Genomic DNA, 21,556 nt, shown 5'->3' with positions numbered 1-21,556 from the left:
CGGTTTTCGCTGCGACGAATCCGGGTATATGCGCTGCTGTGATCGCCCACAAGGAACTGGTCCGCCGACTGCTGCGGCGCGCGGGTACCACCTATGCCCAAGAGGCCGGTATCCGGTTGCGTAACCAACCCATGCCGCTGTTTCAGCTGTTGATGCTGTGCATGCTGGCCAGCAAGCCCATCGACGCCAGCATTGCGGCCCGCGCGGCCCGCGAGCTGTTCAAGTGCGGATTGCGCACGCCGCACAAGGTGCTCGAAGCCGATCGACAAACGCTGATCGATGCGATGGGTCGGGCCCACTACCGCCGCTACGACGAGAGCTCAGCCACCATGCTGGTCGAATTGGCCGAGGCGGTGCAGACGGACTATGGCGGTGATCTTCGGCTACTGGCGGAGCGCAGCGGACGCGACATCGCGGCGGCCGCCGAGGCACTGAAGTCCTTCAAGGGAATCGGCGATGTGGGTGCGGGCATCTTTCTCCGCGAGGTCCAAGACGTCTGGCCCTGGGCGCGCTCCACATTCGACGACCGTGCCCTGGATGCCGCTCGCGACCTCGGGTTGCCCCGTGACGCAAAACAACTCGGCGCACTGTCCCAGGGACGCAATGCCGAGCTCGCTGCGGCTCTGGTGCGCTACTCCGCCGATGCCGATGTCCGCGAGCGTCTGACCGAATGACCACGTTCGTGATCGTCGGTGCCGGTCTGGCGGGGGCCAAGGCCGCCGAAGCCCTCCGCGACAAGAACTTCGACGGAACGATCGTGCTTGTCGGGCAGGAGCACCAGTTGCCTTACGAGCGGCCGCCACTGTCCAAGGAATTCCTCGCGGGCAAGAAGACCCTCGACGACTTCACCGTGAAACCCCGGTCCTGGTACCGCGAACACGAGATCGACCTACGGCTGGGTGACCGCGTCGTCAGTGTGGATCCGTCCGGTCACAACGTCACGCTGGCCGACGGCACCAGCCTCGGCTACGACAGACTGCTGTTGGCGACGGGATCTCGGTCGCGGCGGCTACCGATCCCGGGAGCCGACGCTTCGCGCGTGCACTATCTGCGGACTATCGAGGATGCCTCGGCGCTGGATTCGGCACTCGATTCGGCGCTGGCGAGCGGTGATTCGCTGGCGGTGGTGGGTGCGGGCTGGATCGGTATGGAGGTGGCCGCCGCCGCACGCCAGCGCGGCGTCGACGTCACCGTGGTCGAAAGTGCCGCGCTGCCGCTGCTGGCCGGTCTCGGCGCGGAGAACGCCGCGGTCTTCGCCGACCTGCACCGCGAGCACGGTGTGGACCTGCGGACCGGAGCGACGGTCGCCGAGATCACCACCGCCGGCGGTGCCGCCGCCGGGCTGCGACTGGGCGACGGCTCGCAGATCCGCGCGGACGCGGTGCTCGTCGCGGTCGGCGCCCAGCCCAACATCGAGTTGGCCCAGCAGGCCGGCCTCTCCACCGGTGACGGCGGCGTGCTCGTGGACGCCGGGCTGCGCAGCAGCGACCCCGACATCTATGCCGTCGGCGACATCGCCGCCGCGCAGCACCCGTTGTTCGGTACCCGGATCCGTACCGAGCACTGGGCCAACGCCCTCAAACAACCGGCGGTCGCTGCGTCCGGCATGCTCGGCGAAGCCGCCGAATACACCGAGCTGCCCTACTTTTTCACCGACCAATACGACCTTGGGATGGAGTATGTCGGCTACGCGCCGCACTACGCCCGCGTGGTGTTTCGCGGCGATCCCGCCGGCCGCGAATACACCAGCTTCTGGCTCGATGACGACAACCGGGTGCTCGCCGGGATGAACGTCAACATCTGGGAGGGCCTCGACGACATCAAGGCGCTGATCAACGCCCAGGCGCCCGTCAATCCGGACCGGCTGACCACCTAGCGCAGCGTCGCGGTGCCGTCTTCGTGCACGTCGACCGCAGCACCGGCGACGTCCTCGCGCACCGTCGTTTCGGCGGCATCCGGGTCTCGCAGCACCGCCAGGGTCCGTGAACCATCGGGCGTGCGGACCGCCAGGAACGCCTGCAGCGGGCGCCCGTCGCGATCGAACGGTGTGGTCCAGGACTCCACCTCACCGATCCCCTGCCACTGCACCACCGAAGGCCGGATGGCCTGCGCATCCACCTCGGGTTGTACGTCCTCCCAACGGAATCCCTCGGGCGGCGGCTGCGTTCCGTACACGCCGAAACTGTGCTTGGTCAGGTAACCGCCGTTGGCGGTGATCAGCCCGCGCCGCCCGGGATTGGCCACCAGCAGTTCGGCCAGGGTGGCGATCGAATGCATGACGTAGTTGTTCCACGGGCCACCGGCGAAGGTGAGCCCGCCGGTCACGGTGAGCGGCCGGTCGGGATCGTTGATGGGAAGCCCGAGTTCGGCCGCCGCGACCTGCACCGCAGACGGGAAACACGAGTACAGATCGACGTAATCGATCTCGCCGATCCCGGCGGCCCCGGCCAGCTCCAATGCCCGGGCCCCCGCGATCCGGATCGCCGGTGATCGGTGCAGTTCGGCGCGGTTGGCAATGGCATAGGTGTCGTGGGCGTCGGCACCGGCCTGCGGGAAAATCCAGTTCTCGGTGGGGATCCGCAACTCGGTCGCGGACTGAACCGAGGTGAGGACCAGCGCGGCCGCCTGATCGACCATGTTGTTGGAGTTCATCAACTTGGTGTAGGGCCAGCTGATCATCCGGTTCTTCGGGCCCGGCTGCCAGATCTCTTCCGCGGTGACGGGGTTCCGGATCCACGCATGCGGGTTGTCGACGGCGACCGCATTGAATCGAGACCACAGTTCACCGATGCGCCGACGGTGGTCTTCGACCTTCTCCCCCGCGGCGATCCGCAACGCCTGTTCGAACAACGGGTAGACATAGGCGGGGCGGTCCAACCCGATGCGCTCCTCGGCCGGGCCGACCATCGGCACGTCCTCGCCCTCGCACCGGGCCATCGGGACCGAGTCTTCCTGTTGCGTCCACATCAGTCTCCCGCCGGCACGCCGCAGCCTGGTTCGGGTGCGCCACGTCTCGCCGCCGGCCACCAGCACGACGCCTGCGCGACCGTCGCGAATATCCAGACAGGCTTGATTCACCAGGGACTGCGGGACGTTGCCGCCCACCGGGCTGTACCGGGTGTCGGGGCGCTGCGCCCCGATCCGCTGTCCGAGCAGCGCGCCCGGATCGCGGTAACGCGCGGAAAGCAGGTTCACCACCCGAATCGAGTCGACCGCGCGCAGCACCCGGTCGTGGGCGGCATGGCGTGCCGCGGCCACCATGAGATCGACGGGTTCTATCGCGTCGGTGTCGTCGCGGTGGTTGACCTGGCCGTAGCCGATCAGTACCGGTGTCCGGGGGTCAACAGGCATGGAGGTCAGACTAATCCGCCGGGTTCATGCGGCGGTCCCAGCTTCGCCTCTCCTCCGTCGAGCCTCGCTGAACCGCCGGCGAACAGCACGCCGTCGGCGATCAACCGGTCGGTCTCGTCGTCGTCGAGTCCGAGCAGACAGCGGCAGATCTCCCGAGTGTCCTGACCGGGCAGCGGTGCCGGTCGCTGCGGTGCCGCAGGGATGTTGCGGAAGGGCGCGGGACCGGTTTCGGCTGGCAGCGGGTGCTCGATCAGCGGGTGGGTCATGGGCGCGTACACCGCTCGATGGGCCAGCTGGGGGTCGTCGGCGACATCGGGTGGCCGGTTCATCGGCGCGGCGGGCACGCCGCGCCGCTGCAGCAATTCGGCTACCCCGGCCGGCGTCTGGGCCACGGTGTGGCGACCCAACGCTGAGACCAGCTCTGCACGGTGAGTCGTGCGACCAGATCCGGTGCTGAAGCGTGGCTCGTCGGCCAATCCGTTATCGCCGAAAGCCGCAGCGACAGCACGCATATCGGCGTCGGTCCGGATCGAGATCACACACCATTCGTCATCTCCGGCGCATGGACAGATCAGATCCACCGCGGTGTCCTGCTGGACCGACGAGCCCGCGGCGCGGGCCACGTAGCTGGTGTCGAGTTGGTTGACGGCGGTCTCGGCCTGCGACACGTGGACGTGACTGCCGGCGGCGGTGCGCCGGCGCCCGATCAGCGCCGCCAGCGCCCCGATCGCGGCGACCCGCGCAACCACGTGATCGGGGAAGACGGTGGTGGCGTCGTAGAACGGGTGGCGTTCGGTGTCGCTGGGCCCTTCAGGGGCCGTCCACAATGCGGTGACCCCGGTGGTGGCACGTACCAGTGGGCCATAGCCCATCCGGTCACTCCACGGCCCGGACTCTCCGAAGGCGCTGCTCTCGGCGAGGATGATTCGCGGGTTGATCTCGCGCAGATCATCGTAGGAAAAGCCAAGGGCAGCAAGCGTTCCCGGCTTGAAGTTGGCGAACACCGCGTCCGCCGCGCCGACCAGACGAGTGAAGATCTCCTTGCCGGCCGGGCTGCGCAGGTCCAGGCCGAGTCCGGAGTTGTTGCGGTGCGTCCAAGCGAACGACTCGCTCATCGCCGCCCCGGGACGGGCCTGCCGCAGCCCGTCGGGGTAGGCCGCGCTTTCCACCTTGATGATCTCGGCACCCAGGTCGCCGAAGAGCCGGCTGGCTTCCCCGCCGGCAACGATCACACCCAGGTCGACGATCCGTAGATCCTCGAACGGCCGGGCGCCGACCGCACCGCGCACCGTCGGCTCCGTCAACGGTTCGGCCAGCCATCCGGCCTCTGCCTCGCCGGTGGCCGGGGCGGGGGTCCGAAAGCCGGCTCGCTGGTCGTCGACGACGTAGTAGCCGGTCGGGATCACCGCGGGCAGCCCCGGAGCCAGCTCGGTCTGGGTGACCGCTTGCGCGACCGCGAAATGTTCTTCGGCCAGGACCTGCGCGGGATCGCCGACCCCGGCGATGGGGACACCGCGAGATTGCCCGGCGGTGACCAGGTCCGCCATGTCCTGGCCGGCGAACAGTTCACGGATCAGGGCACTGATCTGCGGCCAGACGGCGAACCGCTCGCCGATCACGCCGTACTTGGGGTCGGCGTACTCGGCCGGCTCCCCCAGCCAGCTCCACAGTGCGCGCCACTGCCTCGGGGACATGACGCAAAGCCGGACGTAGCCGTCGCGGCACGCGTAGATCGGGTAGGCGTCCTGGTTGCGGGGCCTCCCGCGCCACCGGCTCGACGCGCGTTGGGCCGCGGCGACCTGGCCGTGCGCGCCGAATATCGGATCGAGCACGGTGACCACCGCGTCGAACCGGGAAAAGTCGATGTAATCGCCGGTTCCGCAGCGCAACCGGTTGAAATAGGCGACCAGCACCGCCCAGGCGGCCTGTACCGCCGCGGTCGCCGAGGCGATCCCCTCCGGCGGCAGTACCGGGGTCCCGGTGGTGGGGCCCGACCGGGACAGGGCGCCCGAGAGTGCGTAGAGCACCGCGTCGGTGGCCTGCCACTCCGCTCGCGGACCGCTCGACCCGAAATCGGTGACCGACATTGTCACCAGGTGAGCGAATCGGTCGGCCAGTTCAGCGCAGGAGGTCCCGAACTCCGTCGCCTGCCCTGGCAGGCCGCTGTCCACCAGGATGTCGGCGGTACCGGCCAACTCGTCGAAGCGGCGGCGGTCCCGCTCCACAGCGGGGTCGAGGGTGATGCTGCGCTTGTTCGCGTTGTGCAGCGCGAACGCGATGCTCGCACCGCCTAGCAGCGGAGCCGCGGCCCGCGCCGGACTTCCACCCGGAGGCTCCACCTTGAGCACATCGGCTCCCAGGTCGGCGAGCAACCGGGTGACCGTGTCGGCGTCGCCGCCGGACAGATCGAGCACACGAACCGATTTCAGCAGCACGCAGTCAGGGTAATGAATCGGTTGCCGCGTTCGGAGTTGGCCGCGACAATGGAAAAGGTGAGTGCAGCCAACGCGACTCCGTTAACGCCCACACTCTCCGACGATGAACTGGCCCGCCTCGATGCCTACTGGCGGGCCGCCAATTATCTCTCCGTAGGCCAGATCTACCTGCTGGACAATCCGCTGCTGGCCGAACCGCTGCGGGCCGAGCACGTCAAGCCCCGACTGCTCGGGCACTGGGGCACTACCCCAGGGCTCAATCTGCTCTATCTGCATCTCAATCGGATCATCCGCGACCGCGACGCCGACGTCATCTTCGTCACCGGCCCCGGCCACGGCGGCCCGGCGCTGGTCGCCAACGCGTATCTCGAAGGCACCTACAGCGAGGTCTACACGGGCATCGGCGAGAACGTCGACGGTCTGCGGAAGTTGTTCCGGCAATTCTCTTTTCCCGGAGGTATCCCCAGCCACGTGGCGGCCGAGACGCCGGGCTCCATCCATGAGGGCGGCGAGCTCGGCTACGCGCTGGTGCATGCCTTCGGTGCGGCCTTCGACAACCCCGAACTGGTGGTCGCCTGCGTGATCGGCGACGGCGAGGCCGAGACCGGACCACTGGCGGCCAGCTGGCACTCGAACAAGTTCCTCAACCCAGCCGTGGACGGCGCGGTACTGCCGGTTCTGCATCTCAACGGCTACAAGATCGCCAATCCCACTGTGCTGGCTCGTATTCCGCAGCCGGAATTGGAGGCTCTGCTACGCGGTTACGGGTATCGGCCGATCACCGTCGCCGGCGACGACCCCGCCGTCGTACACCAGCTGCTCGCCGCCGCACTCGATGACGCGTTCGACGACATCGCGGCGATCCAGCGCGCCGCGCGCACCGAGGGCTCGTCGATGCGGCCGGTATGGCCGATGATCGTGCTGCGCACCCCGAAGGGCTGGACCGGCCCGAAGATGGTGGACGGACAACAGGTGGAGGGAACCTGGCGGGCACATCAGGTGCCGCTCGCGCAGACCCGCACCGACCCCGAACACCGCCGCCAACTGGAGCAATGGCTTCGCAGCTACCGCCCAGCGGAGTTGTTCGGCTCCTCCGGACGCCTACTGCCCGAGCTGTCGGCGCTAGCCCCGCGCGGGGACCGCCGGATGAGCGCCAACCCGCATGCCAATGGAGGGCGGCTGCTCCGCGATCTGGACTTGCCTGATTTTCGCGACTACGCGGTACCGGTGGCCCGGCCCGCAACCGAGATGCATGAGGCCACCCGGGTGCTCGGCACGTTCCTGCGCGACGTCATCGACCGCAACCGCGACCGGTTCCGGTTGATGGGTCCGGACGAGACCGCCTCCAACCGGCTTTCGGCGGTGTTCGACACGACCGACCGGGTCTGGTTGTCGGAGACCGTCCCGGGTGACGATCACCTGGCCCCGGACGGGCGAGTCCTGGAAGTGCTTTCGGAACACCTGTGCCAGGGCTGGCTGGAGGGCTATCTGCTGACCGGTCGGCACGGGCTGTTCAACTGCTACGAAGCGTTCGTGCACATCGTCGACTCGATGTTCAACCAGCACGCCAAATGGCTGGCCGTCAGCCGCGAACTCCCGTGGCGCCAACCGATCGCCTCACTGAACTATCTGCTGACCTCCCACGTCTGGCGCCAGGACCACAACGGGGCGTCGCACCAGGATCCCGGGTTCATCGACCTGGTGGCCAACAAGCGGCCCGAGGTGGTGCGGGTCTACCTGCCGCCGGACGCGAACACGCTGCTGTCGGTGGCCGATCACTGCCTGCGCAGTCGCAATTACGTCAACGTGATCGTCGCCGGCAAGCAGCCGGCGCTGGCCTACCTCGACATGCCGGCGGCGGTGGCGCACTGCACCCGCGGTCTGGGCATCTGGGAGTGGGCCGGCACCACCACCGGCGAGCCGGACGTGGTGCTCGCCTGCGCCGGGGATATCCCTACGCTGGAAACCTTGGCCGCCGCCGACATTCTGCGCGACGAACTGCCCGACCTCGCCGTGCGTGTGGTGAATGTCGTGGACATCATGCGTCTGCAACCGACGACCGAACATCCGCATGGCTTGCCCGACACCGAATTCGACGCGCTGTTCACCCGCGACAAGCCGGTGATCTTCGCCTACCACGGCTACCCCTGGTTGATCCACCGTCTGACCTACTCGCGGGCGAACCACGACCAGATGCATGTGCGCGGCTACCGCGAACGAGGCACCACGACAACACCGTTCGACATGGTGATGCTCAACGATCTGGATCGTTTCCACTTGGTGATGGACGTGATCGATCGGGTGCCGGGTTTGGGCGGTCGCCACGCGGTACTGCGCCAGCAGATGGTCGATGCGCGGATGGCGGCGCGGCTCTACACCCGCGAGCACGGGGAGGACGATCCCCGGATCACCAACTGGACCTGGCGATCGGGCGCAGAGCCGAACAGCGGCGAGATAAGGTGACGGCCATGACTGCTCACCCCGCACCGGTCCGGATGCCCCGCAAGGCGATGTCGTTGCTGCTCGGCGCCCTCGTCGCGTCGGCCACCATTGCCGGTGCCGGGTCGGCCGGCGCGACGCCGGACCGCACCAGGGTGCCGGTCCGCTACGACCTCACCGGTACCGGGGTCGCCAGCTACATCACCTATCAGGGCCAGAACGGTCAGGCGCACGCCACCAACGCCCCGCTGCCGTGGTCCATTCAGCTGACCGGCTCGATGACGAACGCAACCAGTCCGTCCTCGTACTCGCTGAGCGCGCAGAGCGCCGGTCCCGGCGCGCTGACCTGCACGGTCACCGTCAACGGCAAGGTGGTCAGCGAGAACACGGCCACCGGCAACCCTGCGCGCGTGCTGTGTGAGACCCACGGAACTAAGTAGGCCCGCGGTCAGGCGTCGCTAACGACGCACCGGCCCCGAAGCACCGTCGCGCGTAGAATTCGGTCTAATGTCTGGCCACGAGTTCGCGGTGCCCTGGGGGCGGCACCCATTGGTGTCGCAGCTCTCGGCGCTGAATCACTTTCGCGCCTTCGTCGACGTCGCCGTCGTCGTGGTGGTGCTGGCGCTTGCCAATCTGATCGCTCACTTCACCACCCCGTGGGCTGCAGTCGCCACCGTCCCGGCCACCGCGATCGGCTTGATCGCCCTGGTCCGCTATAACGGCCTGACCTGGAGTGAGCTCGGCCTGGGCCGCGCGCATTGGAAATCGGGGTTCGGCTACGCACTGGCCGCGGTAGTGGTCGTGGTGTCGGTGATCGCGATCGGCGTGATGTTGCCCGTGACCCGGCCGATGTTCTTGAACAACCACTACGCCACGGTCTCCGGCGCGCTGGTGGCCTCGATGGTCGTCATCCCGCTGCAGACCGTGATCCCCGAGGAGTTGGCGTTCCGCGGCGCGCTGCACGGCGCACTGCACCGGGCGTGGGGGTTTCGCGGGGTGGCCGCGGCCGGCTCCTTGCTGTTCGGACTGTGGCATGTCGCGACATCGCTCGGCCTGACCAGCAGCAACGTCGGTTTCACGCGCGTGCTCGGGGGCGGGTTCTTCGGCATGCTGGCCGGTGTGACGCTCGCGGTGTTGGCCACCGGGGCCGCGGGCTTCGTGTTCAGCTGGTTGCGGCGACGCAGTGGCAGCCTGATCGCACCTATCGCACTGCATTGGTCACTTAACGGGGTAGGTGCGCTGGCCGCTGCACTGGTGTGGCAGGTATCTGGCTGAGCCCCGGCGGTTCAGCGAGGCTCGACGAAGGAGAGCCGAAGCTGGGCCGCCGCATGAGCCCCGGCGGTTCAGCGAGGCTCGACGAAGGAGAACCGAAGCTGGGGCCGCCGCATGAGCCCCGCATCAGGCCCGCGGCTCAGACCAGCAGCACTGCCGCACCTGCGATCCGGCCCGCACCCAGGTCCATCAACGCCCGGTCGGCATCTCCCAGCGCGTACACCGGCGTCGTCACGTCGATGTGGTGCGCTGCCGCGAAATCGAGGAAGGCGTGGGCGTCCGCGCGGGTGTTGGACGTGACCGACCGGATCTGCCGCTCACGGAACAGGTGGCGCTGGTAGTTCAGCGGTGGGATGTCGCTGAGATGGATGCCGGCGATGGCCAGTGTGCCGCCGGCGTCCAGCGCCTGGCAGGCGGGCAGCACCAGCTCACCGACGGGGGCGAACAGGATCGCGGAGTCCAGCGGCACCGGTGGCGGATCGGCGGCGCCCTGGGCCGAGGCAACGCCCAGTTCCAGTGCCAGTTCGCGGGCTCGTTCACCGCGGGTCATCACATGCACCTCGGCGCCGCTGGCGAGGGCGACCTGCGCGGTGATGTGCGCACTGCCGCCGAATCCGTAGATCCCCAGCCGCCCGCCCGGGGGCAGGTCCGCGCGCTGCAAGGACCGGTAGCCGATGATGCCCGCGCATAGTAACGGCGCCAACTCGGTGTCGCTGTAGCCGTCGGGCAGGGGCAGCGCGAAAGCTGCGGGCACAGTGGCGAATTCGGCATAGCCGCCGTCGTCATCCCAACCGGTGTAGCGCGACTGCGGGCAGAGGTTCTCGTCGCCCCGGCGGCAGTAGCGACAGGTGCCGCAGGTGTGTCGCAGCCAGGCAACACCGACCCGGTCCCCCACCGCGAACTCGTCACCGGCGTCGGCGCCGACTTCGACGACTTCGCCGACCACCTCGTGGCCGGGGATCACACCGGGTCGGTGCACCGGAAGGTCGCCTTCGGCGACATGCAGGTCGGTACGGCACACGCCGCAGGCCTGCACGGCAAGCAGCAGTTCCGAGGGCTGCGGTCGCGGTACCGCGGTTTTGACCCGCTCGAGCGGTCGGTTGGCTATCGGGCCTGGCCGTTGAACGCGCCATCCCGCCATCGACACCCCGGCCAACTGCGACGCCATAGACCTATGGTGCGCGTTCGACAGCCGGGACGGCTACCTGCGGCGAACCAATCCGACGACCCACAGCAAGATGATGGCCCCGCCCAGCGAGACGAAGAATGTAAACCACCTGCGGCCGTGCTCAACGTCCACACCGAGCCAGCCGAGCAGCATGCCGCCGATGAATCCGCCGATCACGCCGATCAGGACGTTGAGCAGAATCCCCGAGCCACCGCGCTTCATGATGCGGTTCGCCAGCCAACCGGCGATGCCGCCGATCAGGACGTAGGCCAGCCAGCTGACCGACGTCGGCGTCGACAGCGCAGCAGCGAGATAGCTTCCGGCCATGGGCGTGATCAGCAGGGATTACGCAGCAGGTGCGGGGGCGGGAGCAGGTGCGGGAGCCGGAGCAGGCGCAGGCGCAGGCGCCGGGATTCCCGGAATGCCCGGCGCCGGGGCAGGCGCTGCTTCGGCGGGGGTCGCGCCCAGCGGCCGGATGGACTCGGCCAACGCGATGGCCGCGTTGGTGTCGACCGGGTTGTTGGCCGTGCCCAGCCACACCACGAACCACCGTTCGGTCTGTGGGCCGGTGCCCTCGGCCGGCGGCACGCCGATCACGCCGCTCCAGATCTGGCCGACCGGCTTGGCCGGGTCGGTGAACTTGACCTCGTAGTACGACGCGCTACCGGTCAGCCCGCCGCCGGTGAGCGGAGCGTTCACCTGGTTGGCGCGGGTGCCGGGGTAGGGCATGAAGAATTCGCCCATGTCGGATCCGAGGCGGGTGGCGGCCTTGGCGTTGTCGGCCTCCGCGCTGGCGTAGAGCCGCTGGTCGAGCTTGCCGAGCACGATCCTGGTGTCGTTGGCCACCGGCGCCGGCTGACCCGGCAGCATGGGCTCACCGGTCTTCTTGCTCAACAGCGACGAACCGTACTCAAGGTGACTGGTGTCGGACTGCACCCAGCCGCCCGGCAGCACGAAGCTGAAACCGCCCGCGACGTCGTCGACACGGCCCACCTCGGGTGGCGCGGGCTCGGCGGCCGGAGCCGGGGCGTTCGGGTCGGCCGGCGGGGCATCCGCGGTGGCCGGCGGCGCGGGAGGAGGCGGCGGCACCGGGTCCGCATATACCGGCGCCGCAAGGGCGAATGCCAACGCACCGGCGACCGCGGTCGCGGCCATCGCCCGAATTCCCCTGGAGGTCAGGTCCACCTGCTTCATGGCAGAAAAACCTACCGCGTTGCCATCGGTACGCAAGTTACGCCATGCCGGGGTGTGTCGCACGCAGCGTCACTTCCTGGGCTTTGACCCCGAACCAGACCGTCTCCCCCGGCGCCAGACGCAGTTCCGCCGCCGCGTCGGCGGTGATGTCCGCGGCCAGTCCCGGCGCTCCATCGGGTTGGTCCACGCCGCGCACCTGGACCGTGCTGCCGCGTACATCGAGCTCGGCCACCATCACCTCAAGCAGATTGCGGGGACTGCCGTGGCGCGGCGGCTCCCGATAGACCGCCACCGCCCGCGGTGTGCTGACCGCGACCGCCGGCCGACCCGGTTCCACCCCGTCGTCGGTGCTGCCGTGCCACCGCTCTCCCCACCCGGTGCGAAGCACGCCGGCGGCATCAAGCACCCCCGCGACCAGATTGACTCCGGCGATCTGCGCCCCGAAACGACTCCGCGGTGCGGCCAATACCTCTGCGGCGCGGCCGATCTCGGCGATCCGGCCGGATTCGAGAACCAACACCCGATCCGCCAACGCGAATACGTCGAGCAGGTCGTGGGTGACCAGCACGGTGGTGCGCCCTGCCGCACCAAGCGCGTCGCGCAGCACCGTGCGCACCGCAGTCGCCGCGCCCACGTCGAGCCCGGCCAACGGCTCGTCGAGCAACAGCACCTCCGGTTCGGCCGCCAGGGCACGGGCGATCGCGACCCGCTGCGCCTGCCCGCCGGAGAGCCGGCGCGGGCGGCGCTCGGCCAAGCCCTCGGCGTCGACCGCGCGCAGCCACGGCGCCGCGAGGGCACGGGCGCGGGCCCGGCGCAGGTCGAAGCGTCGCCGATGATGCGACCCGAATGCGACGTTGGCCGCCACGCTCAAGTGCGGAAACAGCAGCGGGTCCTGCAGCAGCAGGCCCACCCGGCGGTCGCAGGTGGCCACCTGTACGCCGGCCCGGGTATCGGTCAGCACCCGATCACCTGCGCGGACCAGGCCCTCATCGGGCCGCAGCAGCCCCGCGATCACGTGCAGCAAGGTCGACTTCCCGGCGCCGTTGGGACCCAGGACGGCCAGCACTTCGCCCGGTTCAACGTTCAGCTGGACGTCGAGGCCACGCTGGGCGACGACCGCGTGCAACGTGAGCCCGCCGGCTTGGGCGCTCACCCGATGCTGCCCAGTCGCCGGACACCCACGACGAGCACCACCACGGCGGCAACAGCCACCAGCAACAGCGACATCGCCGCCGCGGCGTCAGCGTCCGACACGCGCTGCAGATAGATAGTTAGCGGCAACGTCCGGGTGACGCCTTCCAGGGAGCCGGCAAAAGTCAGTGTCGCCCCGAACTCCCCGAGCGACCGGGCGAACGCCAGAACCGCTCCGGAGATCAGCCCGGGCGCCAACAGTGGCAGCGTGACCCGCCACCACACCGCGCTGGGCCGGGCACCCAGCGTGGCCGCCACCCTCTCGTAGTCGGCACCGGCGGTCCGCGCCGCGCCTTCCAGGGCGATCACCAGAAACGGCAACGACACGAAGGTCTGCGCCAGCACTACCGCGGTCGTGGTGAACGCGATATGGATTCCGGCGGCCTCCAAATAGCGGCCCAGCAATCCCAGCCGGCCGAACGCATACAGCAACGCAATTCCGCCCACCACCGGCGGCAGCACCAACGGCAGCAACACCAACGGCCGGAGCAGGCGCACCACCCGCGCCTGGCTGCGCGCCAGGACCAGCGCCATCGGCACCCCCAGCAGCACACACAGCACCGTGCTGGCCGCGGCGGTGCGCAGGCTCAGTTGCAGCGCAGTCGTGGCAGCCGGGCTGCTGATCAGCGACCAGAAATGTGGCCAATCGACTTTCGCCGCGATCCCCACCAGCGGCAGCACCACGAACGCCGCGCCGATCGCGGCGGGCACATAGACCCAGCCCGGCAGGTCATCAGGCCGGCCGCCCACGGCCGGTCAGGGCTTACCGAAACCGGCCGCGTGCAGCACCTTCTGCCCCGCTTCGCCGGTGACCAGATCGATGAACGCGCGGGCCGGCCCCGGCGAAGGCGCTTGCCGCAGCAGCGCGATCGGGTAGGTGTTGACCGCGTCGCCAGCCTCGGGGAACTCGATGGTGTCCACCTTGGCTCCGGCGTGCTGGGCATCGGTGCGGTAGACCACGCCGGCGTCGGCCTGGCCGGTGGTGACCTTGTTGAGCACGTCGGTGACGTCGGGCTCCTCGCTGACCGGTGTGACCGCGACGCCGGTGGCGTCTTCGACCTTGTGGGTCGCCGCGCCGCACGGGACCGGCGCCTGACACACCACCACCGCGAGCCCTGGAGCGGCCAGATCGGCGAAGGACTGCACCCCATGTGGATTACCGGGTGCCGTCACGATCACCAGCGTGTTGCTGGCAAACGGCACCGCCGCGGCGTCCAGCAGGCCGGCCTGCCCGACCTTGTCCATCTGGATGGTGTTGGCCGAGGCGAAGACGTCGGCGCGCGCCCCCTGTGTCAGTTGAGTGGCCAGGTCCGAGGATCCGGCGAAGTTGAAGGCCACCGCCACGCCGGGATTGTCGGTTTTGAACTGCTCGGCTATCTCGGTGAACGCCGGCTGCAGCGACGCCGCCGCGAACACCGTGATCGTCGGGGACGCCGGTTTCGAACTACAGCCGGCCACACCCGTCGCCAGCATGACCGCCACCACCCCGCAGACCACCTGGGTACGCCCCATGGCTGGCAGCCTAGCGGCGATCGCAAGCGACGCGAAGCGGCGCGCGGCGGGTCGGCGCCATCAACACCGCGGCGATCGCAAGCGGCGCGAAGCGGCGCGCGGCGGGTCGGCGCCATCAACACCGCGGCGATCGCAAGCGGCGCGAAGCGGCGCGCGGCGGGTCGGCCCCTGGCGCACCCCGGACTGTGGCCGGATCGTGTCTGTGCCGAGTTCCGCCCCCGCCCCGCAAAGCGGCTACCGTCCAGTAACATAGCCCGGAACACGAGGAGGATCTACCGATGGATGTGCTGGTCACCGGTGGTGACACCGAATTGGGTCGCACCATTGCCGAGGGTTTCAGCGAGGCTGGCCACAAGGTGACGCTCGCCGGTTTGCGAGGCCCCGAGCTCGAAGTCGCCGCCAAAGAACTCGACGCCAATGCGGTCGTCTGCGATAACACCGACCCGGCGAGCATGTTGGCTGCCCGCGGGTTGTTTCCGCACCACCTCGACACCATCGTCAACGTCCCGGCGCCGCGCTGGCAGGGCGGTGACCCCCGCGGCTATTCGCTGGCCGATCAGGCCAACGCCTGGCGCAGCGCGCTCGACGCCACGGTGCTCTCGGCCGTGCTGACCGTCGGGACCATCGGCGACCACCTGCGCTCGGGCGGCTCCATCATCTCGGTGCTGCCGGAGAACCCCCGCGACGGCAGTGCCGACGCAGCGGTCAAAGCCGCCTTGTCGAACTGGACCGCCGGCCAGGCCACCACGTTCGGCACCCGCGGGATCACCGTCAACGTGGTAGCCGCCGGCGAAGGCGCCCAGCCGGGCTACGACGGACTGACTCGTGTGCCTCCCACCGGAGCCGCTGAAATCGCCCGCCTCGCGGTGTTTTTGACCTCGCCGGCTGCCCGGCACATCACCGGCCAGACGCTGCACGTCGGTCACGGAGCGCTGGCCTGCTTCGGCTGACTGTGACGGAAGTGGCTAATCCCACAACCACTGAATGCAGTGAGCACCTTTTAGGTCGACTAGCGTATTGGGGGAACGCAGTCACCGTCGAGGAGCAACCGGATTCCCATGAGCGCCCAGCCTGAAGTCACTGCGCAGCAGAGCCGACGCCACCAGGTCGTCATCATCGGCTCGGGATTCGGTGGGTTGACCGCAGCGAAGAAGCTCAAGCGCGCCGACGTCGACGTCAAGTTGATCGCCCGCACCACCCACCACCTGTTCCAGCCCCTGCTGTACCAGGTTGCGACGGGCATCCTGTCCGAGGGCGAGATCGCGCCATCCACCCGCGTCGTACTGCGCAAGCAACGCAACGCCCAGGTGCTGCTCGGCGACGTCACCCGCATCGACCTGGCCGGCAAGTTCGTCACCTCCGAGGTGCTCGGCCACACCTATGACACCCCGTTCGACAGCCTGATCATCGCGGCCGGCGCCGGGCAGTCCTACTTCGGCAACGACCAGTTCGCCGAGTTCGCGCCGGGCATGAAGACCATCGACGACGCGCTGGAGTTGCGGGGCCGCATCCTGAGCGCCTTCGAGCAGGCCGAGCGGTCCCGAGACGAAGCCCGGCGGGAGAAGCTGCTCACCTTCACCGTGGTCGGCGCGGGCCCCACCGGCGTCGAAATGGCCGGGCAGATCGCCGAGTTGGCCAACTACACACTCAAGGGCGCGTTCCGCAACATCGACTCGACCAAGGCGCGGGTGATCCTGCTCGACGCCGCGCCCGCCGTGCTGCCACCGATGGGCGAGAAGCTGGGACGCCGGGCCGCCGAGCGGCTGCAGAAGATGGGCGTGGAGATCCAGCTCGGCGCCATGGTCACCGACGTCGACCGCAACGGCCTGACCGTCAAGGACGCCGACGGCAAGACCCGGCGCATCGAATCCCAGTGCAAGGTGTGGTCCGCCGGTGTGTCGGCCAGCCCGCTGGGCCGCGATCTCGCCGAGCAGTCCGACGTCGAACTCGACCGCGCCGGGCGGGTCAAGGTGTTGCCGGACCTGTCCGTGCCGGGCCACCCGAACGTCTTCGTGGTCGGCGACATGGCGGCCATCGACGGTGTCCCCGGTATGGCGCAGGGCGCCATCCAGGGCGCCAAGCACGCCGCCAGCACCATCAAGGCCGAACTGGGTGGCGCCAACCCGGCCGACCGGGAGCCCTTCCAGTACCTGGACAAGGGCTCGATGGCCACCGTGTCCCGGTTCTCTGCCGTCACCAAGATCGGGCCGCTGGAGTTCAGCGGCTTCCTGGCCTGGCTGGCCTGGCTGGGACTGCACCTGATCTACCTGGTCGGGTTCAAGAACAAGATCAGCACACTGCTGTCGTGGAACGTGACCTTCCTGAGCACCCGGCGCGGCCAGCTCACCATCACCGAGCAGCAGGCGTTCGCCCGAACACGTCTGGAACAGCTCGAAGTGCTGGCGGCCGAGGCGCAGCGGGGCGCGGAGCGCGCGGTCAGTTAGCGCGCGGCCAGTTAGCGGCAAGCGCGGTTGGCCTCGCCGAGAATCTAATCCGTCAGATTCTGCAACCGGACCTGGCCGCGGGCGAGCACGCGCTTGTCGGCATCGGTGATCGTCACCAACCACAGTTGCTGGCGGCGGCCGCGATGAATCGGCGTGGACGCGGCGTAGACGGTTCCCGACGAGACCGCTCGCAGGAAGTCGGTGTTGTTGTTGACCCCGACAACGGAGCCGACAGCGTCGCCACCGTCGCGGTTGAGCCAGGTATGCGCCGAGACGCTGGCCACGCTTTCGATGATCGAGCAGTACACGCCGCCGTGCACGATGCCCGCCGGCTGGCAGAGCTTGGGCTGCAGCTCCAATTGCGCGTGCGCTCCGTCCGGGCCGATGTCGGTGTAGACCAGGCCGATCTCGGAGTCGAAGGGCGAGGAGAAGTCGGACGGAAATCCGGTGGCTGCCATGTGATGGTTGTACACGACGCCCGCTGGGGCCCTCCTGGGCGATCCGTTCCGCTCACACCGGGGTCGCAGCAGACCCTCAGCTTCTGATACGACGCCCGGTAGTAATTAAGGGTAGGCTTGCTCCGTTGCCCGGGGAGTTGATAACAAACATGGCGAAACAGACCCATTTAGGGGACTTGGAACGAGCGGTGATGGACCATCTGTGGTCATCGCCGGAGTCTCAGACGGTGCGCGAGGTCCACGAGGCGCTGTCAACCCAGCGCGACCTGGCCTACACGACCGTGATGACAGTCCTGCAGCGACTGGCCAAGAAGAACCTCGTGTCGCAGATTCGCGATGACCGTGCACACCGTTACACACCGGTCCGGGGCCGCGACGAATTGGTTGCCGGGCTGATGGTGGAGGCACTCGATCAGGCCGCTGACTCCGGAGACCGCCGGGCCGCGCTGGTGCATTTCGTCGAACGCGTCGGCGTCGACGAGGCCGACGCGTTGCGTCGTGCGCTGGACGAACTGGAGGCCAAACATCGCATCCGCCTCCCAGGTAGCGGCCGACCTGCGTCCTGAGGGAGACTTACAGCGTGTCCGCGCTGGCCTTTTCCATCGTCGCGCTGTTGCTCGTAGGGCCGGTACCCGCCCTGCTGGCGCGCGCTGACTGGCCGCTCCGCGCTCCGCGAGCCGCGTTGGTGCTCTGGCAGGCCATCGCCATTGCCGCGGTGTTGTCCGCGTTCAGCGCAGGCCTGGCCACCGCGAGCCGCCTGCTGATGCCCGGCCCGGACGGCCGGCCCACCTCGACGATCCTCGGCTCCCTCGATCGCTTGGGTTGGGGGCTGTGGACCTTCTACGTCGCGGTCTTCGTGTTGACGCTGATGGTCGGGATGCGCCTCACCTGGACGGTGTTGCGGGTCGCGATCCGCACCCGGCAACGCCGGGCCCACCACCGCATGCTCGTCGACCTGGTCAGTGTCACCGACCGGCCGCCCGCGCTGCGCACCAGCGGACTGCGCATTCTGCAGGTGATGCAGCCACTCGCCTACTGTTTGCCCGGGGTGCGGAGCCGGGTGGTGGTCAGTTCCGGCACGCTGGACGCGCTCGGTGACACCGAGTTGGCCGCGCTGCTCTGCCATGAGCGGGCCCATCTGCGTGCACGGCACGACCTGGTACTCGAGGCGTTCTCGGCCGTGCACACCGCATTCCCCTGGTTCGTGCGAAGCGCCAGCGCCCTGGACGCGGTGCGGCTGTTGATCGAACTGCTTGCCGACGACGCAGCCGTTCGGGTGGCCGGCGCCCCTCCCCTGGCCCGCGCCCTGGTGACGTGTGCCTCAACCAAAGTCCCCGCCGGTGCGCTGGCGGCGGGCGGCACCAATACGGTGCTGCGCGTGCAACGGTTGTCGGGGCAGGGCAACAGTCCAGCGCTGGCCGCTGCCGCCTATTCAGCCGCAGCCGGGGTGCTGACGGTGCCCACGGTGGCACTGGCGGTACCGTGGCTCACCGAGCTGCACCGACTGATCGCGGGGTAACCCGCGCCGTCCGGCGTGCCGGGCATCGAATCACCTACCACCGAGAGGCGAATACATGAGCGCGTCGGAAGTTGTTGGCACCGCCCAGATCGGCGTTACCGGACTGGCTGTCATGGGATCCAACATCGCGCGCAACTTCGCCCGCCATGGCTACACCGTGGCGCTGCACAACCGGTCGGTCGCCAAGACCGACGCACTGCTCGACGCCTACGGCTCCGAAGGCAGCTTCGTGCGCAGCGAGACGATTCCGGAATTCCTTGCCGCCTTGGAGAAGCCGCGCCGCGTGCTGATCATGGTCAAGGCGGGTGACCCCACCGACGCCGTCATCAACGAACTCGCCGACGCGATGGAGCCCGGCGACATAATCATCGACGGCGGCAACGCGCTCTACACCGACACCATCCGCCGGGAGAAGGCGATGGCCGCCCGCGGCCTGCACTTCGTCGGGGCCGGGATCTCCGGCGGCGAGGAAGGCGCCCTGAACGGTCCCTCGATCATGCCGGGCGGCCCCAAGGAGTCCTACGCGTCGCTGGGCCCGCTGCTCGAAGAGATCTCCGCCCACGTCGACGGCGTGCCGTGCTGCACCCACATCGGGCCGGACGGCGCAGGGCACTTCGTGAAGATGGTGCACAACGGCATCGAGTACTCCGACATGCAGCTGATCGGTGAGGCCTACCAGCTGCTGCGCGACGGGCTGGGCCTGGCCGCACCGCAGATCGCCGAGGTGTTCACCGAGTGGAACGCCGGGGATCTGGACAGCTACCTGGTCGAGATCACAGCCGAGGTCCTGCGGCAGGTCGATGCCAAGACCGGCCAGCCGCTGGTCGACATCATCGTCGACGAAGCCGAGCAGAAGGGCACCGGACGCTGGACGGTGAAGTCTGCTCTGGACCTGGGGGTCCCGGTCACCGGCATCGCCGAGGCGGTGTTCGCCCGGGCGCTGTCGGGCTCGGTCCCGCAGCGTCGCGCCGCGGTGGGCCTGGCCGCCGGAAGCCTCGGCGAACGCCCCGCGGATGCGGCCCGGTTCACCGAGGACGTCCGCCAGGCGCTGTATGCCTCCAAGATCGTCGCGTATGCGCAGGGCTTCAACCAGATTCAGGCCGGCAGCGCCGAGTACGGCTGGAATGTGACCCCGGGAGACCTGGCAACGATCTGGCGGGGTGGCTGCATCATTCGCGCGAAGTTCCTCAACCGCATCAAAGAGGCCTTCGACACCGACGCCGACCTGGTGAGCCTGCTGGCCGCGCCGTATTTCCGCAGCGCGGTCGAGGCTGCCATCGACGCCTGGCGGCGGGTGGTGACCACCGCGGTGAGCCTGGGTATCCCCGCCCCCGGTTTCTCCTCGGCCCTGGCCTACTACGACGGCCTGCGGACCGAGCGGCTGCCGGCTGCGCTGACCCAGGCCCAGCGCGATTACTTCGGCGCGCACAGCTACGGCCGCACGGACGCGGAAGGCAAGTTCCACACGCTGTGGAGCGCCGACCGCAGCGAAGTGCCGGCCTAAGAGCTAAACCAGCAGGCCCAGCACACCGTCGGTGAACGCCTGCGGGTCCTCGATCTGCGGATAGTGGCCCAGCCCGGGCAGTTCGACGACGTCGGCGGCCGGGCGCAGCTGCCGCAAGCCGTCCAGCACATTGGTGGTGGCGACCGGATCGCCCAGGCCCCACACGAAGCCCAGCGGCTTGGGCCAGTCGCGCACCGCGCCGTGCCAGCGTTGCGCATACCGCACCCGTTCGTCGAGGTAGGCCGAGAGCAGGTGCGCGATCCGGTTTCCGCCGTTGTGGGTCAGCAGGGCCCACTGCGCGGCGGCCTCATCGGAGGTCAGCGGGTGCTGCGGGCTGAACAGTCGGCCGAAGCCGCGAACGAAGCTGCGCCGGTTCGTCAGCCGAGCGGCGACACCACCGAATGGGCCACGCAGCACCTTCTGGATCGGCCGCAGACTGGCCCGCTCCAAGATCACGCTGCCGTTGGTCAGCACCGCGCGTTGCAGGTCGAAGGTCAGGGTGCCCTCGAGATCGCGGGCCAACAATTCGGTGGCTACCGAGGTGCCCATGTCGTGTGCGGCCAACACCACCGGACCCGACGCGCTCGATGCCACCACCTGCTCCACCAGGTCAGCCTGCTCGAACAGGCTGTAGCGATGCGGGCGCGGTTTCTCCGACAAGCCGAACCCGAGGAAATCCATCGTCAACCAGGACCGACCGGCGAGTCGGTCCACGACCGACCGGAAATCATACGAACACGATGGAAAGCCGTGCAGCAGTAGGACAGTCGGCCCATCCCCCGCACCGGATCGCACAAACAACCGGCCCGCGTCGCTAGACACCCACCGGCCACCGTCTCGCCACTCGCTCACGCTGCTGCGCCACGACGCATTCGTCATCGCGGTCATTGTGCGCTGCACCTCCGATCCGCGCCAGCAGATCGACGAATGCCGAGCCGGCCGGGTCGGATCCCGGTGCGCGGAGAGGCAATTTTTGTTTCGACACCCGCGGGGAACTTCGTCAGGTGGTGCCCGCCCCCTGGCCGCCGTCGTCGCGCGGGCGGTAGCGTGGCTGACCGGGCGGTGTCGC

Annotated in this window: 20 protein-coding genes; 10 read left to right on the top strand and 10 right to left on the bottom strand. The window is 68.8% G+C overall.

Annotated features, from left to right (window positions below; genetic code table 11):
* Positions 1 to 38: 38 nt before the first annotated feature.
* Together ACKY0X_RS10430 and ACKY0X_RS10425 are read left to right on the top strand one after the other, a co-directional pair.
* The gene (locus tag ACKY0X_RS10430) at positions 39 to 674 is read left to right on the top strand and encodes an endonuclease (protein ID WP_409429355.1); all 636 of its coding nucleotides are present in this window, start codon (positions 39 to 41) and stop codon (positions 672 to 674) included.
* On the top strand, positions 671 to 1,876 hold the full coding sequence (locus ACKY0X_RS10425; RefSeq protein ID WP_409429354.1) for an NAD(P)/FAD-dependent oxidoreductase: 1,206 nt from the start codon (positions 671 to 673) through the stop codon (positions 1,874 to 1,876). The genes ACKY0X_RS10430 and ACKY0X_RS10425 overlap by 4 nt, the downstream gene beginning before the upstream one ends.
* Here ACKY0X_RS10425 and ACKY0X_RS10420 read toward each other — a convergent pair.
* Positions 1,873 to 3,351: an acetyl-CoA acetyltransferase gene (locus ACKY0X_RS10420; RefSeq protein ID WP_409429353.1), complete on the bottom strand. Its 1,479-nt coding sequence runs from the start codon at positions 3,349 to 3,351 to the stop codon at positions 1,873 to 1,875. The two genes, ACKY0X_RS10425 and ACKY0X_RS10420, sit on opposite strands and share 4 nt — an antisense overlap.
* Before the next feature lie 5 nt (positions 3,352 to 3,356).
* Positions 3,357 to 5,804, bottom strand: a complete 2,448-nt coding sequence (locus ACKY0X_RS10415; protein ID WP_409429583.1) for a CoA transferase — start codon at positions 5,802 to 5,804, stop codon at positions 3,357 to 3,359.
* 39 nt (positions 5,805 to 5,843) lie between these two features.
* On the opposite strand from ACKY0X_RS10415, the gene ACKY0X_RS10410 reads away from it, so the two are divergent.
* The 3 genes from ACKY0X_RS10410 to ACKY0X_RS10400 all read left to right on the top strand — a co-directional run bounded on the left by ACKY0X_RS10410 (position 5,844) and on the right by ACKY0X_RS10400 (position 9,500).
* Complete coding sequence (locus ACKY0X_RS10410) at positions 5,844 to 8,249, top strand: phosphoketolase (RefSeq protein WP_409429352.1); 2,406 nt, start codon at positions 5,844 to 5,846, stop codon at positions 8,247 to 8,249.
* 5 nt (positions 8,250 to 8,254) lie between these two features.
* Positions 8,255 to 8,665 carry an MmpS family transport accessory protein gene (locus tag ACKY0X_RS10405; protein WP_409429351.1) on the top strand — a complete coding sequence of 137 codons (411 nt, stop codon included), beginning with the start codon at positions 8,255 to 8,257 and terminating at the stop codon, positions 8,663 to 8,665.
* A 67-nt stretch (positions 8,666 to 8,732) separates the two neighbouring features.
* On the top strand, positions 8,733 to 9,500 hold the full coding sequence (locus tag ACKY0X_RS10400) for a CPBP family intramembrane glutamic endopeptidase (RefSeq protein ID WP_046286202.1): 768 nt from the start codon (positions 8,733 to 8,735) through the stop codon (positions 9,498 to 9,500).
* A 136-nt stretch (positions 9,501 to 9,636) separates the two neighbouring features.
* Here ACKY0X_RS10400 and ACKY0X_RS10395 read toward each other — a convergent pair whose 3' ends face one another.
* From ACKY0X_RS10395 to modA, 6 genes are read right to left on the bottom strand one after another with little or no spacing between them, the layout of a single operon-like run.
* Positions 9,637 to 10,665 (bottom strand): zinc-binding alcohol dehydrogenase family protein, encoded by a 1,029-nt coding sequence (locus tag ACKY0X_RS10395; RefSeq protein ID WP_409429350.1) that lies wholly within the window; start codon positions 10,663 to 10,665, stop codon positions 9,637 to 9,639.
* Between the two features lie 33 nt (positions 10,666 to 10,698).
* Positions 10,699 to 10,992, bottom strand: a complete 294-nt coding sequence (locus tag ACKY0X_RS10390; protein ID WP_065039280.1) for a GlsB/YeaQ/YmgE family stress response membrane protein — start codon at positions 10,990 to 10,992, stop codon at positions 10,699 to 10,701.
* Between the two features lie 18 nt (positions 10,993 to 11,010).
* Positions 11,011 to 11,859 carry an alanine and proline-rich secreted protein Apa gene (locus ACKY0X_RS10385; protein ID WP_409429349.1) on the bottom strand — a complete coding sequence of 283 codons (849 nt, stop codon included), beginning with the start codon at positions 11,857 to 11,859 and terminating at the stop codon, positions 11,011 to 11,013.
* 37 nt (positions 11,860 to 11,896) lie between these two features.
* The gene (locus ACKY0X_RS10380) at positions 11,897 to 13,012 is read right to left on the bottom strand and encodes a sulfate/molybdate ABC transporter ATP-binding protein (protein ID WP_409429348.1); all 1,116 of its coding nucleotides are present in this window, start codon (positions 13,010 to 13,012) and stop codon (positions 11,897 to 11,899) included.
* A complete protein-coding gene (locus ACKY0X_RS10375) occupies positions 13,009 to 13,800 on the bottom strand; it encodes an ABC transporter permease (protein ID WP_409429347.1) in 792 nt (263 codons plus the stop codon). Before ACKY0X_RS10375 ends, ACKY0X_RS10380 begins: the two co-directional genes overlap by 4 nt.
* Positions 13,801 to 13,806: 6 nt before the next feature.
* The gene (gene modA / locus ACKY0X_RS10370; protein WP_409429346.1) at positions 13,807 to 14,562 is read right to left on the bottom strand and encodes a molybdate ABC transporter substrate-binding protein; all 756 of its coding nucleotides are present in this window, start codon (positions 14,560 to 14,562) and stop codon (positions 13,807 to 13,809) included.
* Positions 14,563 to 14,840: 278 nt separating this feature from the next.
* Between modA and ACKY0X_RS10365 the strand changes: the two genes are divergently transcribed.
* Positions 14,841 to 15,512: an SDR family oxidoreductase gene (locus tag ACKY0X_RS10365; RefSeq protein WP_065039275.1), complete on the top strand. Its 672-nt coding sequence runs from the start codon at positions 14,841 to 14,843 to the stop codon at positions 15,510 to 15,512.
* A 108-nt stretch (positions 15,513 to 15,620) separates the two neighbouring features.
* On the top strand, positions 15,621 to 17,006 hold the full coding sequence (locus ACKY0X_RS10360) for an NAD(P)/FAD-dependent oxidoreductase (protein WP_065039274.1): 1,386 nt from the start codon (positions 15,621 to 15,623) through the stop codon (positions 17,004 to 17,006).
* Between the two features lie 44 nt (positions 17,007 to 17,050).
* Here the strand turns inward: ACKY0X_RS10360 and ACKY0X_RS10355 are convergent, their stop codons facing one another.
* Complete coding sequence (locus tag ACKY0X_RS10355; protein WP_065039289.1) at positions 17,051 to 17,464, bottom strand: PaaI family thioesterase; 414 nt, start codon at positions 17,462 to 17,464, stop codon at positions 17,051 to 17,053.
* A gap of 149 nt (positions 17,465 to 17,613) precedes the next feature.
* Here ACKY0X_RS10355 and ACKY0X_RS10350 point away from each other — a divergent pair, with 149 nt between their 5' ends.
* From ACKY0X_RS10350 to gndA, 3 genes are read left to right on the top strand one after another with little or no spacing between them, the layout of a single operon-like run.
* The gene (locus ACKY0X_RS10350; RefSeq protein ID WP_409429345.1) at positions 17,614 to 18,030 is read left to right on the top strand and encodes a BlaI/MecI/CopY family transcriptional regulator; all 417 of its coding nucleotides are present in this window, start codon (positions 17,614 to 17,616) and stop codon (positions 18,028 to 18,030) included.
* Between the two features lie 14 nt (positions 18,031 to 18,044).
* A complete protein-coding gene (locus ACKY0X_RS10345; protein ID WP_409429344.1) occupies positions 18,045 to 18,983 on the top strand; it encodes a M56 family metallopeptidase in 939 nt (312 codons plus the stop codon).
* Between the two features lie 55 nt (positions 18,984 to 19,038).
* A complete protein-coding gene (gene gndA / locus ACKY0X_RS10340) occupies positions 19,039 to 20,487 on the top strand; it encodes an NADP-dependent phosphogluconate dehydrogenase (protein WP_409429343.1) in 1,449 nt (482 codons plus the stop codon).
* 3 nt (positions 20,488 to 20,490) lie between these two features.
* Here the strand turns inward: gndA and ACKY0X_RS10335 are convergent, their stop codons facing one another.
* Positions 20,491 to 21,375 (bottom strand): alpha/beta fold hydrolase, encoded by an 885-nt coding sequence (locus tag ACKY0X_RS10335; protein WP_409429342.1) that lies wholly within the window; start codon positions 21,373 to 21,375, stop codon positions 20,491 to 20,493.
* Positions 21,376 to 21,556 lie beyond the last annotated feature (181 nt).

The organism is Mycobacterium sp. SMC-11, from assembly GCF_046250095.1.
In the GTDB taxonomy this organism is placed as follows: Bacteria; Actinomycetota; Actinomycetes; order Mycobacteriales; family Mycobacteriaceae; genus Mycobacterium; species Mycobacterium heraklionense_A.
Note: the sequence above shows the minus strand (reverse complement) of the source record. Positions and strands in the feature narration are given on the sequence as shown.